Below are 13,172 nucleotides of genomic sequence, written 5' to 3'. Positions count from 1 at the left end.
TAATTTTAGCCCTTGAAGCAGATTTTTCCATCCCCACAAAAGTGTCATATCAAAATTTTGTCGATGACCTAGGAATAAGAAGTCATCTTCACATCGTAATCAATGACATTTTTAAATGTCTATGGAGCTAGAAATGAGCAAGATTCGTCCTTTACATGACAACGTTGTTATCCGCCGTGTTGAGAAAGAAACTAAAACTGCTGGCGGTTTAATCTTGAGTACTTCTGCTGCTGAACAGCCAGCTCAAGGTGAAATCATTGCAGTGGGTAATGGCAAAGTAACTGACAACGGTGTACGCGCACTCGACGTTAAAGTAGGCGACAACGTACTTTTTGGTGCTTATGCAGGCACTAAAGTAAAAGTTGAAGGTGAAGAACTTCTTGTGATGAAAGAATCTGACATCTTAGCTGTACTTGAAGGCTAAGTTTAGATCTCTCAAACCGAATTCGATTTGAAAAATATATTAAAAATTTTGGAGTAAACCATGTCAGCTAAAGACGTAAAATTTGGTGATTCAGCGCGTTCAAAAATGATCGCGGGCGTAAACGTACTTGCAGACGCAGTAAAAGTAACTTTAGGTCCTAAAGGCCGTAACGTTGTCATCGACCGTTCTTTCGGTGCGCCACACATCACTAAAGATGGTGTTTCTGTAGCAAAAGAAATTACGCTAAAAGACAAGTTTGAAAACATGGGTGCTCAGCTTGTACGTGAAGTATCTTCAAAAACCAATGACATCGCGGGTGACGGTACAACAACTGCAACTGTACTTGCTCAAGCAATCCTAAACGAAGGTATCAAATCAGTAACTGCTGGTATGAACCCAATGGATCTTAAACGCGGTATCGACATCGCAGTTAAAGCGGTTGTTGCTGAAATTAAAGCGACAGCTAAACCAGCTTCTGACTCTAAAGCGATTGAGCAAGTTGGTTCGATCTCTGCGAACTCTGATACAACTGTGGGTTCTTTAATTGCGCAAGCAATGGAAAAAGTAGGCAAAGAAGGCGTAATTACAGTTGAAGAAGGTTCAGGCTTCGAAGACTCGCTTGACGTTGTAGAAGGTATGCAGTTTGACCGTGGTTATATCAGCCCGTACTTTGCAAACAAACAAGATACGTTAACTGCAGAACTTGAAAACCCATTCATCCTTCTTGTAGACAAAAAAATCAGCAACATCCGTGAATTGATTGCTGTACTTGAAGCTGTTGCTAAAACAGGTAAACCACTTCTTATCATCGCTGAAGATGTTGAAGGCGAAGCGTTGGCTACACTTGTAGTGAACAACATGCGCGGTATTATCAAAGTATGTGCGGTTAAAGCACCAGGTTTTGGTGATCGTCGTAAAGCTATGCTTCAAGATATCGCGATTTTAACTGGCGCGACTGTGATTTCTGAAGAAGTTGGCATGTCACTTGAACAAGCTTCTCTTCAAGATTTAGGTACAGCGCATAAAGTAACTGTTTCTAAAGAAAACACTGTAATTGTTGATGGTGCTGGTAATGCTGCTCAAATCGCTGAGCGTGTAACTCAAATCCGTGCGCAAATTGAAGAATCAACTTCAGAATACGATAAAGAAAAACTTCAAGAACGTGTAGCTAAATTAGCAGGCGGTGTAGCAGTCATCAAAATTGGTGCTGCAACTGAAGTTGAAATGAAAGAGAAGAAAGACCGTGTGGATGATGCGCTTCACGCAACTCGTGCTGCGGTTGAAGAAGGTGTTGTTGCGGGTGGTGGTGTTGCACTGGTACGTGCTGCATCTGCACTTGATGGTCTGACTGGTGCTAACGATGACCAAAACGTAGGTATCAACATTCTTCGTCGTGCAATCGAAGCTCCGCTTCGTCAAATCGTAGCCAATGCTGGTGATGAGCCATCTGTAGTAATCAATGCTGTGAAGAACGGTGAAGGTAACTACGGTTATAACGCTGCAACTTCTGAGTATGGCGATATGCTTGAAATGGGTATTCTTGACCCTGCAAAAGTAACACGTTCTGCGCTTGAGCATGCTGCATCTGTTGCGGGCTTAATGTTGACGACTGAATGTATGATCACTGAAATCCCAGAAGAAAAACCAGCAATGCCTGACATGGGCGGAATGGGTGGTATGGGCGGCATGATGTAATACATCATCTTCCATAAAGTTCAAAAAAACCTCGTATTTTTAATACGGGGTTTTTTTATTGTTTATTCAATAAAGTTGTATAAAAGAAAACCTTTATTGTGAAAATTGCAAAGCCCTGTTCAATCGGGAAATTTAATGTGAAATAGATATTTAAAATGCTTTTTTTTGAGTAAAAAACCGACTATGCTAATCAGAATAATAATAAAAACAAATGATTAAATAAACATAGTAGCTAGGGGATAAGAATGAATGATCGAGAGCATGAAATTATTGGCAGTATTTACGATGCAGCTATCGACGTCAGTTTATGGCCACAAGTCATTGAAAAAATCGTCAAATATACCAATAGCAAAACCGCTATTTTTACTGCATTAGACCAATTTAGCCCAAGTTACGATTTTTTATTTAGTCACAATATTCCAGATGAAGCTTTGCATGCCTATCGTGATGAGCGGATTCGCGTGATTGACATGCAGTTACACCGAGTATTGTGGGAAAATTCGGGTGTGGGGCAAGTAGCGAGCTCGGATTTATCGCATTATGGGGAAAACCCTGAAAGTGATGAATATATCTTTTATGAACGCTGTTTGAATCCAACGGGAATCAGTTATATATCCGCTGTTTTGCTTGATCAAGGATCACATCGCTGGGCGGTTTTAGGGTTACACCGTGCGCCTGATGCAGCGCCGTATCAACAAAAAGAGTTGGATTTTTTAAAGCAATTGGGGGTGCATTTGCGCCGTGCTTTACAAATCCATCGTCAGTTTAGTTTGGTTAAACAAGAAAATTTAAGTTTGTATAGTGTGCTCGATCATTTAAAAACAGGTGTAATTTTGCTTGATCATCAGCTGAGTTTGACTTATTCAAACCCTTTAGCTCAAAGCATGATTGAACACGATTCATGTTTAGATTTGGATTTGTATAATCGCTTAAAAACCCATGCTTATGATCAAAGTCGTTTAGATCAATTATTAAATTCAGCCTTATTAGGACAGTCTGCATTAAATGCATATGTAGGCGGTGTATTGGCTTTGTCAGATCTGAAAGGACGAGAATTAATGCTGACTATCGTGCCTTTTTCTAAATTAAAAAATATGCAGCATCAAGATGCAGGACAACATCAAATAGCGGTATTTCTGACCGATAAAAATCAACTCTACGCCTTGTCAAAAGCCTATTTGCAGCAAGCTTATCAATTGTCTAAACGTGAGTTTGAGCTGTGTGAGTTGTTGTTGAATGGTTGTAAGTTAGAAGAAATCGCTGAACATTGTGGAATTACCCTCAGTTCGGTGCGCACTTATTTTAAAAATATTTATGAAAAAACCCAATGCAACTCGCAGATTGAACTTATGCATTTATTAATGGGCTGTACCATTCATTTTGAGCATATTGGTTAAAGCAGCCTAAGTCGGGCTTAAGCTGCTTCTGAGTATTTTAGTTACTACGTTGTAGGGTAAAAGTGTCTTCGCCTTGCGGATGCAAGGTTAGGCTTGTTCCTGAGATGCTATAAGTTGCATTAACTTTAGTGCTATCCGAAGTGTCATGTAATCCACCGCAACCGTTGGTGTCATATAACACTTCTGTTACGGCAAGTGTATTGGATGTTATTGAATATTTACCATATTCAATTCCTGGGTTATCGCAATCACCTTCGGTGTCTAACAAGAAATAGAATCCTGTGTCAAAGAAAGCAAACAAGTGAGTTTGATTAAATTGCCAAGTGCCAACTAGACCTGATGATTGTTTTACTTTAGTTAAAATATAGGTGCTATTACTTCCTACATCAGTCAGCACTAGATCTGTGCCATTATAACTTAGGCGGTGGTGACCATCATTGTCAGGATGTGAAAGCCCGTAGTCACCGTTTGTATCTATGGAAATTACAGGGTTCAGCGCTGAGGTTAAAGCATTCCAATTTAATTGTCCGATTTCAATACCAGGCTTCCCTGTTTCATCAGCTTCATCTGCTTCACCTAGCGCATAACGTCCATCGGGTAAAATATGTAATAAAACAGCAGATGCATTGGTACGTCCAATTTCCCAAGTTCCAGCAATATCTTTATAGAATTGGCTTGCGCTACTTGTGGTAGCACCTTCTGTATTGGGTCTTGTGAGTATAAATGTACCTTCATTTGGTTCGTGGAGTGTAAGTGATGTCGTATTAACCGTGACTGGTAGACCTGAGCTTGAGCTTGCACTATTGTCAGATAAGCCTGCACAGCCATTTGTATCGATCAGGATATTATCTACGAATAACTTTCCATCTTGAACACGATATTTACCATATTCGATACCTGGTCCACCACAAGGCGTTTCTCCAACTTCCACTTGATCGTCCCCAACAGCATCAACCATGATATAGGTATTATTATCCGGATTGAAAACAAATAGTTGCTTGCCTGAACTTGAGTTCCAAGCACCTGCAATGCTCGAATTGTTTTGAGGGACTTTAGTAAATGTTGCACTTTCATTAGGGTTTTGAGCTTCAGAAATTTTTAACTGTGTACCATCAAATGATATTTTCATATCACGTGTTTTTCCAGAATCAGTTAAGCCCCAATCTTCATTTGTATCAATTGAAGATTGCGCCCATAAATCTCCAGCAACAGCATTCACCGATAACTCACCGTACTCCATGCCATTCGCACTATCAGATGGTGAGCTAACAATAGGTTCGCCAATTAGGTATTTCCCGTCTGAGGTTACTTGAAGTACGATTTCTGATTCAGCATTTTTTGCGTACCAAACCCCAACGATATCTTTGAGGAGTGTTTTGTTAAAGTTAGCTTGTGCTTCTGTTGCGCTAACTACGACTTTATCTTTAAAAACTTCTATTGTTTGTAGAACAGGTTGAAAGCTTGTAATAAATTCTGTTGTTGGTTTAGAGAAGTCAATTGAGTTTGCAGGGAGTTGACTCACTGAGTCAGGGATTTGAATACCATCGTCATGATCACCCTCAGAATCTAAAGATTGTAAAAAAATAAGTAAATTTGTTCGTGTTGTTACATCATCGGCTAACTCCACAGGGGTAATACGATCAGCACCAGTTACTGTGCCAATTTCAATATTTCCGATATGGAAAGTGATTTCATCACCTTCTTGATATTCAAACTCCCCTTGAGCATTTGTACGTTTAGAAACGCCATTAATTGTATACGTTGCGCCACTCACAGGTCCATCGGTCAGTATCCCAGTTTTTAGGGAGCTTGAAGGTGGGGGAGCAGAACTACCAGAATCATTGTCTGAACCGCCACATGCACTCAGTAAGCCTGCTAAAGTTAAGCATAATAAAGTTTTTTTCATCACGAATTCCTTGTTATTCAAATTGTCATATCTGCAGTATAGAAATTAGATGAGTTTAGGAGCTATCCCAAAATTGGGAGGGTAAACACAAAAATCTGTGAGAAAAAATGAAGAAAAAACAATATTTTTGTGAAAAAGGGCTTTGTTGCACAAACCTATCTGTAAAGGCTTTTTCAGCGATATAATTTTCAAATGAAGAAGCCTACACACAAAATCTATCGCACAACCAATTGGCCCGCATATAACCGAGCACTCATGAGTCGCGGAAATATTGCCATTTGGTTTGATCCTGCTACGCAATGGTATGCTCCATCAAAAGGCAAACAAGGGCGAAATCAAACCTACTCCGACGCAGCTATCCAATGCTGCTTAATGATTAAATCCTTATTCCGTCTATCTTTACGTATGGTCACTGGCTTTGTGCAAAGTCTGATTAAACTTTGTGGATTAAATTGGACCGCACCAGATTACAGTACGCTTTGCAGAAGACAAAAACATATTGATATTGCGATTAATTATCAAAAAAGCAGTGGTGGGCTTAACTTGCTGGTAGACTCTACCGGTCTAAAGTTTTTAGGTGAAGGTGAATGGAAAAGGAAGAAATATGGACCTGAATATCGTCGCCAATGGCGTAAACTTCATATTGGTATAGATGCTGAAACCCTTCAAATACGCGCTATTCAACTCACTACAAATAATGTGAGTGATTCACAAGTGCTTGGTGATTTACTCGATCAGATTCCACAAGATGAGCAGATTGACGCTGTTTATACCGATGGAGCTTATGACACCAAGCAATGCCGTCAGGTCATTGCAGATCGGCAAGCGCATGCGGTGATTCCACCTAGAAAAAATGCGAAACCATGGAAAGATACAAAGATCAGCTCGCTAGCGCGAAATGAATTACTTCGAACAGTTAAACGTTTAGGCAGGATATTATGGAAAAAATGGTCCGGCTATCATTGCCGAAGTTTGGTCGAAACTAAGATTCATTGCATCAAATTATTGGGGGATAAACTCAGTGCAAGAAAATTTGATAGCCAAGTCAATGAGATCCATGCACGTGTAGCAGTCCTTAACAGATTTACGAAATTAGGTCGACCACTTACCCAAGTTACGCCTTAAATTTGGCTCAATTAGGGGGCTTTGTATTTCAAATCTTTGTGCAACAAAGCCGATACATAGTGCACACCACTGATTACAGCATCAGTCAAAATACCAATTTTATTCGTCGTGCTTGGTGTTGTGGGGGTATTTGGATTGCCATTATTATTTGTGGATTGACCATCAGATGAACTGCCACCACCACAGGCTGTGAGGAGTGTAACTATAGCAAGGCTAAGTAGGGTATGTTTCATGGATTGATCCTTTTTGATGCTTCTTGTTATGTTTCGATCTTAAAAATCTTTATTACAATCGACTATCTTCAAATAGGGATGATTTGAAGCTTTTTTTAAGATAAATTTAAGTTTTTGATTTGTTGCATCCACTAAATAAAAATAAAAAATGGCTGTTTGAGTTTTTTGTAGGTTATTATTTTATAAGGTTAATTTTGTTATAATCTAAAAATCCTGCATTGGGGTATAAATGGATTAATTTATACAATGCACATATTTTTATAAATTTTATTTCATATTCAAATGTTTATTTTTTTCTAAAAATAATGCTGAATTAATAGCCATATTTTATAAGTTTAAATGATTATAATTCGCATTAATTTTTTTGGATTGGTTTTTCGAAGTGCAATATCCACGTTCGACCTTGTCATTTTCAATTCTGGTGGCTTTAAGTTCTATAACTCATGCAGAAGTCTCTCCAGAACCACTCAATACAGAGGCACAACAGCTACAAACAATTACCGTGAAGGCACCCAAGCAAGAAGCCAAATATGTGGCAACTAAAGCACAAGCTGTGCTTCGAACGGATGCTCCATTGTTTGAAACTGCACAAGCCATAAGTGTGTTAACTCAGCAACAACTAGAACAAAAGCAAGTGCAAACAGTTGCGGAAGCATTGGATGGTGTAGCTGGCGTGACTTCCGGCCAATATGGTCGTAGAGGGTGGGATGACTTTGTTATCCGTGGGCAAATTTCAAGCTCGCAAACATATATAGATGGCTTGCGTATTCAAACCTCAGACAATGTTTTACGTTCGGAGGATATTTCTGGGCTTGAATCGATTGAGGTTGTGAAAGGGCCGACTTCAGTTGGATTTGGTTTAAGCTTACCTGGTGGTATGGTCAATCTTACCACCAAACGCCCACATGCAAGCACAGAGGCTAAAGGAACGCTCAGTGTGGGGAGCTATGGATTAAAAGAGGGGACATTCGATCTCAATTATGCACCGAATGACACAGAAAAAGGTGCATTTCGACTGGTTGGTCGGGTATCAGATCAAGATGATCCAACCGATCAAGTTTTTTTCAAAAATTATTATATTGCACCATCTTATAATTTTGATTTAGGTGAAAAAGATGAGCTTTCGGTTATCGCCAGTTATCAGCATAGAAATTATTTACGCCAGCAAGGTATACCTTTTAGTAATGGAGAATATATAAATTATTCGCATAACTTATTTTTTGGTGATCCAGATTATGGTTATGACGTGGATGTGTACCGCTTAGGGGCGAACTATGCACATTATTTTGATAATGATTGGATTTTTAAACAAAATTTTGCTGTGACACAAACCAATACTGTTGGTAATTCTATCTTAGCGTCAGGGCGTAGTAGCTTGCCCATTATTAAGCGTGCAATTAATAATCAAGATAAACAAGATGTCAATTATGCATTGGACACCAATTTGCAGCGTAAGTTTGACTTTGGCGCAGTGCAATATGATTTGATGGCGGGTTTAGATTTAATGCACGAGCGCAGTGATTATTATCGCCGTACAGATACCATTAATGACTTTAATTTGAATGCACCCAATTATGGTGATGTTGTTATTAAAAAGCCGGGTACACCTAGCCATGAAATGACGTATAGCCAGTATGCTGGAGCATATATACGTAATACGCTAAGCATTGATGATACCTGGATCATTGGTTTATCTGGGCGTCATGATTGGACACAGGTAGAAATTAATAATTTACTCAATGGCTCAAATCAGAAAAACTCCGATAATGCATTTACGGGTAGTGCTTCTGTCATGTATCGCATTAATGACATGTTTGCGCCCTATATGAGTTATTCGACCTCCTTTATGCCTGTAACAGATTCAGGCGAAGATGGTCGCTTATTAAATCCAGAAAAAGGTCAGCAGACTGAAATTGGGGTCAAGCTCCAAGCCTTGGATCAACGCTTACAAGGCTACGTGGCTTATTATGATTTGACCCGTAAAAATGTAACAGAAACAGATAGCTCTGGAAATTTTTCAATCCAAACAGGTGAGCAAAAAACCAAAGGTTATGAAGCAGAGCTGGCGGCAACGTTGAATCCACAGTGGAAAGTATTGGCTAGCTATAGTTATATTCCGACAGCAGAAGTCACTGAGAGCTTGACTGCAAGCGAGATTGGCAAGCGTACGAATCATGTGGCGAAAAACGCAGCATCATTGTCAACGCAGTATTATTTTAGTCCAGATCAATTGGGTTGGCGTGTAGGGGCTGGTATGCGTTATCAAGGAGCGCGTACTGCACAGCGTGGCACAGATTATGTAGACCTTCCAACTTATGTGCTTTTTGATGTAAATGCAGGTTATGAAGCCAAAGACTGGAGTGCAGGGTTAAGCCTGAAAAATCTATTTGACCGTGAGTATTTGGCAGGTACAACGCCGAATGCACAGTTGGTGAATTGGGGAGACCCGCGTATGCTACGTTTTAACCTAAGTTTTAAATATTAATTCATTATTTAATAATTGTAGAACTGATAAAAAATCCCTGCTCAAGAGCAGGGATTTTTGTTTGCGAATACCAAATGGGAGAAACTAAGCGCTGAGCAAAAACTTAGGATTTAGTGCTGTTCTTTAATTAGTTTGTAATTCAACTTTGTATCAAGTGCTTGACCTGTTTCCTTATCGCGAGCTTCAGCAAAATTTTCACCAATAAAGAATTTACGTTGATCGGCATTCTGATCGAGGGTAATCACTGAAGGTTGATTGGCATCAAAACTAAATGTTCCTTTGACTTTAGACTCGTGTTCTTTGCCTTTACCTTGATATTCCTCTGTCAATTCATAGGTTTTATCTGATTTTAACTCAAGCTCAGTTTTAATGCCTTCGCAGTCTGCGCAAGGGAATACCCCTTTATATTCGCCTGCCCAATCTAAGGCATTTTCAGCGCTATCACTGGTAGATACAGAGGGAGTTGTGGTGTTAGTAGATGTTGCTTGTTCAGTTTTTTCAGGTGTTTGTGGTGCTGTCGTTGTATCATTTTTACTACAAGCACTTAATGCAACTAGAGATAGTAAGCTAATGAAGATAATCTTTTTCACGTGATTTGACTACAGTATGAGGATGAATAAAAAATAATCTATTTTAAAATAAGCTTGTACAGTGATCTTGTAAACGTATAAAAGTCTAGATGAAATTTTGACGCTAGCGCCTGAACAGATGTATTTTATTTGGTTGTTTATTAAGCGAATCTGTGTGTTAATTTGCAATAACATCAGTACAATCAGGGCACTTTAAATGGGGTGTGAGTGGTTGCTGTGTTAGAAAAATTGGCAGAAAAAAGTCTCAATGCAATGGGTTGGGAAATTGATAATCATTGGCCACTTGATTTGGATCAATGCGTAATGATTGCTGCACCACATACCAGCAATTGGGATGCACTTTATGCACGCTTAGCATTAAAGGCAATGGGTGTAAATGTCCGCATTACGATTAAAGACAGCTATATGAAATTTCCATTTGGACCTTTTGTTCGCGCAATGGGTGGCATAGGAATTGACCGTCGGCCAAAAGTTGAGGGTGAGCAACGTTTAAGTATGGTTGAAGTCATGAGCAACTTATTTAAAGATCATCCCAAGTTGGTCATGTTAGTTACACCTGAAGGTACTCGCGCGAAACAAGAACAGTGGAAAACTGGCTTTTACCATGTTGCAACCAATGCAGGTGTGCCAATTGCATTGGCTTATATGGACTATGCCAAGAAAAAAACGGGTGTAGGCAAGATTGTTTATCCGACTGGGGATTATGAAAAAGATATGGCGGAAATTATGGATTTTTATGCACAAATCCATGCCAAATTCCCAGAAAGCTTTAGTGTAGATCAGCGCTATTATGTTGAATAAAAAATAGGGCATAAGCCCTATTTTTTATGGTGGTTGCAGGTTTATGGCAACGCTTTACAAGGTATATTTTATTTAAGGCTGTATGCCACCTAAATTTTGACAGGCTGCTTTATAAATAAAGAATTGTTGCTCAATCACTTGATCTAAAGGTAAATCAAACAAGTGTTCTCCTTGTTTGTAGCTTTGAATATAGGATTGCGCTTTTTGTTTGCTCGATGCCAATTTGTGCTCATGAAAACTGGTAATCGAGCTGCCCCCCATTTGGGATGTTTCAATGTTATTGCAATGAAACTGAGCATATAATTTTTCGGCTTTACGGATTTCGCTAGATGTGCCAAACATACAACCTGTAAGCAACAGCAGTAGTACAGGCATGAAAATATATTTCATGAGAGATCAATAGGAGGTGTGGGCGTATAAATGACTATTGTATAAATATCTAAAATTAAAACTGTATAGATTTTTTGAACAATTGATCAAAAAATAAAAAAATAGATCTGACATATACATGGGTAAATTGATTTTAGCTGAAAATAACTAAATTCAACCGAGATTAAAATATTCGTCAGAGGAAAAAGTTTTGAATTTAACCCAGCAAAAAATGCATTTTGATGACTTAAATATACGGACGTTTACATCTTCTTCAAGGTCTCTTCAGAATATATCTGAATAATCAGCTTCATGTATGGTGGGATGTCAAAGGTTGCACTGATGTTATTAACACGTTGTAAAAAGTCTTTCGCAATTTTATGTTTAGTTTTGGCCAGTTCAAGTTATGCTGCTGATGTTCCAACAGATATACATGCGATGACAACACCACAAACCATAGCTGTGACACATCTCATTCCAATGACCAGTGCAGTATTGAGCTCAGTTGGTCATTCTGATGATCCAGATATTAAAGAGGCAAGGGAAGAAGAGTCTCCCGTACGTGATTCGAGACCTTTACGTACAACACGGCCCAAGTAGCGAAGTCTTTTGCTTTAAGTCGCTTGTACGATACTACTGAAAACAAGAAAGCAACCTGAAGAGAATAACAAGGTCAAAACACTGTGTTTAAATTGACGCTCTGAAATTTTATAAAATAGTTTTGCACCCAGCATTGCGGGAACACTTACTGCAATGAGTAATAGCAAGGCATAGGGTAATAGTTTGGTCTGTAGCGTACCTTGGGCTAAATATGCCACGAGGGTAAACAGTTGAATGGCAAAATTAAAATGGCGCAATATATAGCGCTGTTCTTGCTTTGGGCGTTGTTTGAGCATGAGCCATGCGGAAGGCAGTGAGCCACAGAACCCGCCCAAGCCACCTAAAATACCACCCAAAAAACCTATACTGGCATCTGCATAATGACCAGACTGTTGAATCTTTTTAATTTGTGGATTAAACAGCATGACGGGGCACCACAGAATTAAAAATACACCAAGCAATAGCTTGAAAGTATCTGCCTGAATTAAATCTAAAAAGTAGCTACCCAAGGGCACGCCAATTAAGCCTGCAATAATATAGGGAATAACTAATTGTCGCGACGAAGTATGTTGTCCGCATTCTTGTCTGAGGGAAATCACATGACTCCACACAGAAGCAAGTACCACTAAAGGTGCGGCTAATTGTGGTGGAAGTACCCAAACCCAAAAAGACATGGCCACGAGTGCAAAGGCAAAACCTGTTAAGCCTTGTACAAAGCCTGCAAGCATTGCACCAATGATAAAAATCAGCCAAGTCATGACAATCATATACGTTAATTGAGGCGCTTATCTTAGCGAATTAAAAGCACTTTATTTAAATGCAATTGGCCTAAGCTTAGCTGAAATTACGATATGTCTTAGATATATAAATACAAAAAGGATCTTCTGTGATTACGACTAAAAAAGACGCATATTGCGTCTTTTTGGGGAGAAAGCTATTGAACGGGCAAATGCACAAAGTTCTAAAGTAACGCTAAAGCTAAAATTTAAGCTGGTACAGTTTTTTGAAATAAGCCTGCACGTACGGTTCCTGCTTTGGTTTCTTTAACTTTATGCCACGTATGAGGGAGTGTCAGTTGGCTTAAATCACGATCGGCTTCAACATAAATAAAGCCTTGGTCTTTAATGAGTGGGTCCGCTAAAGTAGCTAATTCTTGCCATAAATCTAAGCTATACGGGGGATCCAAAAACACCAAATCAAATTGTTGTTTTAAGCTGGGTAAGGCTTGTTGTGCGGTGCTCACTTTGAGTTGAGCTTGTGCCTTGGTCACACGCAGTAACTCAAGGTTTTGGGTTAAAAATTGAGCCTGATTGCGGTCAGGTTCAATCATCACAACTTGGCTTGCACCCCGAGACAGCGCTTCAAAAGCCAAAGCCCCTGAGCCTGCGCAAATATCTAAAACTTGTGCATTTTGCACATCCCACATCAGCCAGTTAAATAGCGTTTCACGTACACGGTCAGGCGTTGGTCGAAGACCATCAATCGATGCGAATGGGAGTTGGCGACGTTTCCATTCTCCGCCAATAATACGTAATTGATTTTTCATA

Annotated in this window: 13 protein-coding genes; 7 read left to right on the top strand and 6 right to left on the bottom strand. The window is 39.4% G+C overall.

Annotation, left to right across the window (positions count from 1 at the left end; all coding sequences use genetic code 11):
* Positions 1 to 133: 133 nt before the first annotated feature.
* From DYI81_RS14355 to DYI81_RS14345, 3 genes are all read left to right on the top strand, one after another.
* Positions 134 to 424, top strand: coding sequence for a co-chaperone GroES (locus tag DYI81_RS14355; protein ID WP_005008328.1), 291 nt, complete (start codon positions 134 to 136; stop codon positions 422 to 424).
* Between the two features lie 60 nt (positions 425 to 484).
* A complete protein-coding gene (groL, locus tag DYI81_RS14350) occupies positions 485 to 2,119 on the top strand; it encodes a chaperonin GroEL (RefSeq protein WP_117007939.1) in 1,635 nt (544 codons plus the stop codon).
* Between the two features lie 245 nt (positions 2,120 to 2,364).
* A complete protein-coding gene (locus DYI81_RS14345) occupies positions 2,365 to 3,516 on the top strand; it encodes a helix-turn-helix transcriptional regulator (protein ID WP_117007938.1) in 1,152 nt (383 codons plus the stop codon).
* A 37-nt stretch (positions 3,517 to 3,553) separates the two neighbouring features.
* Here the strand turns inward: DYI81_RS14345 and DYI81_RS18130 are convergent, their stop codons facing one another.
* Positions 3,554 to 5,422, bottom strand: coding sequence for a hypothetical protein (locus DYI81_RS18130; protein WP_240627425.1), 1,869 nt, complete (start codon positions 5,420 to 5,422; stop codon positions 3,554 to 3,556).
* Positions 5,423 to 5,614: 192 nt separating this feature from the next.
* Between DYI81_RS18130 and DYI81_RS14335 the strand changes: the two genes are divergently transcribed.
* Entirely contained in the window at positions 5,615 to 6,547 is a 933-nt protein-coding gene (locus DYI81_RS14335; RefSeq protein WP_117007937.1) for an IS5 family transposase, read from the top strand.
* A gap of 11 nt (positions 6,548 to 6,558) precedes the next feature.
* Here the strand turns inward: DYI81_RS14335 and DYI81_RS17965 are convergent, their stop codons facing one another.
* Positions 6,559 to 6,780, bottom strand: coding sequence for a hypothetical protein (locus DYI81_RS17965; RefSeq protein ID WP_171356369.1), 222 nt, complete (start codon positions 6,778 to 6,780; stop codon positions 6,559 to 6,561).
* Positions 6,781 to 7,162: 382 nt separating this feature from the next.
* Between DYI81_RS17965 and DYI81_RS14330 the strand changes: the two genes are divergently transcribed.
* Entirely contained in the window at positions 7,163 to 9,265 is a 2,103-nt protein-coding gene (locus DYI81_RS14330) for a TonB-dependent siderophore receptor (RefSeq protein ID WP_117007936.1), read from the top strand.
* Between the two features lie 110 nt (positions 9,266 to 9,375).
* On the opposite strand, the gene DYI81_RS14325 is transcribed toward DYI81_RS14330, so the two are convergent.
* Entirely contained in the window at positions 9,376 to 9,855 is a 480-nt protein-coding gene (locus DYI81_RS14325) for a copper resistance protein NlpE (RefSeq protein WP_117007935.1), read from the bottom strand.
* 216 nt (positions 9,856 to 10,071) lie between these two features.
* On the opposite strand from DYI81_RS14325, the gene DYI81_RS14320 reads away from it, so the two are divergent.
* Complete coding sequence (locus DYI81_RS14320) at positions 10,072 to 10,656, top strand: 1-acyl-sn-glycerol-3-phosphate acyltransferase (protein ID WP_117007954.1); 585 nt, start codon at positions 10,072 to 10,074, stop codon at positions 10,654 to 10,656.
* A gap of 72 nt (positions 10,657 to 10,728) precedes the next feature.
* On the opposite strand, the gene DYI81_RS14315 is transcribed toward DYI81_RS14320, so the two are convergent.
* The gene (locus tag DYI81_RS14315; protein WP_106986147.1) at positions 10,729 to 11,046 is read right to left on the bottom strand and encodes a hypothetical protein; all 318 of its coding nucleotides are present in this window, start codon (positions 11,044 to 11,046) and stop codon (positions 10,729 to 10,731) included.
* Positions 11,047 to 11,367: 321 nt separating this feature from the next.
* On the opposite strand from DYI81_RS14315, the gene DYI81_RS14310 reads away from it, so the two are divergent.
* Complete coding sequence (locus DYI81_RS14310; RefSeq protein ID WP_120366151.1) at positions 11,368 to 11,625, top strand: hypothetical protein; 258 nt, start codon at positions 11,368 to 11,370, stop codon at positions 11,623 to 11,625.
* 14 nt (positions 11,626 to 11,639) lie between these two features.
* Here the strand turns inward: DYI81_RS14310 and DYI81_RS14305 are convergent, their stop codons facing one another.
* Complete coding sequence (locus DYI81_RS14305) at positions 11,640 to 12,383, bottom strand: sulfite exporter TauE/SafE family protein (RefSeq protein WP_117007953.1); 744 nt, start codon at positions 12,381 to 12,383, stop codon at positions 11,640 to 11,642.
* Between the two features lie 227 nt (positions 12,384 to 12,610).
* Positions 12,611 to 13,171, bottom strand: coding sequence for a 16S rRNA (guanine(966)-N(2))-methyltransferase RsmD (rsmD, locus tag DYI81_RS14300; RefSeq protein ID WP_117007934.1), 561 nt, complete (start codon positions 13,169 to 13,171; stop codon positions 12,611 to 12,613).
* Between the last annotated feature and the right edge of the window lies 1 nt (position 13,172).

Source organism: Acinetobacter sp. SWAC5, assembly GCF_003419885.1.
Lineage (GTDB): Bacteria > Pseudomonadota > Gammaproteobacteria > Pseudomonadales > Moraxellaceae > Acinetobacter > Acinetobacter cumulans.
This window is presented reverse-complemented; position numbering and strand designations above follow the sequence as displayed.

Bases quoted from the DNA above. Each gene is read 5' to 3' on its own strand.
- DYI81_RS18130 (WP_240627425.1), bottom strand. From the start codon at position 5,422: ATGAAAAAAACTTTATTATGCTTAACTTTAGCAGGCTTACTGAGTGCA.
- DYI81_RS14305 (WP_117007953.1), bottom strand. From the start codon at position 12,383: ATGACTTGGCTGATTTTTATCATTGGTGCAATGCTTGCAGGCTTTGTA.
- rsmD (WP_117007934.1), bottom strand. From the start codon at position 13,171: ATGAAAAATCAATTACGTATTATTGGCGGAGAATGGAAACGTCGCCAA.
- groL (WP_117007939.1), top strand. From the start codon at position 485: ATGTCAGCTAAAGACGTAAAATTTGGTGATTCAGCGCGTTCAAAAATG.
- DYI81_RS17965 (WP_171356369.1), bottom strand. From the start codon at position 6,780: ATGAAACATACCCTACTTAGCCTTGCTATAGTTACACTCCTCACAGCC.
- DYI81_RS14310 (WP_120366151.1), top strand. From the start codon at position 11,368: ATGTTATTAACACGTTGTAAAAAGTCTTTCGCAATTTTATGTTTAGTT.
- DYI81_RS14345 (WP_117007938.1), top strand. From the start codon at position 2,365: ATGAATGATCGAGAGCATGAAATTATTGGCAGTATTTACGATGCAGCT.
- DYI81_RS14355 (WP_005008328.1), top strand. From the start codon at position 134: ATGAGCAAGATTCGTCCTTTACATGACAACGTTGTTATCCGCCGTGTT.
- DYI81_RS14335 (WP_117007937.1), top strand. From the start codon at position 5,615: ATGAAGAAGCCTACACACAAAATCTATCGCACAACCAATTGGCCCGCA.
- DYI81_RS14315 (WP_106986147.1), bottom strand. From the start codon at position 11,046: ATGAAATATATTTTCATGCCTGTACTACTGCTGTTGCTTACAGGTTGT.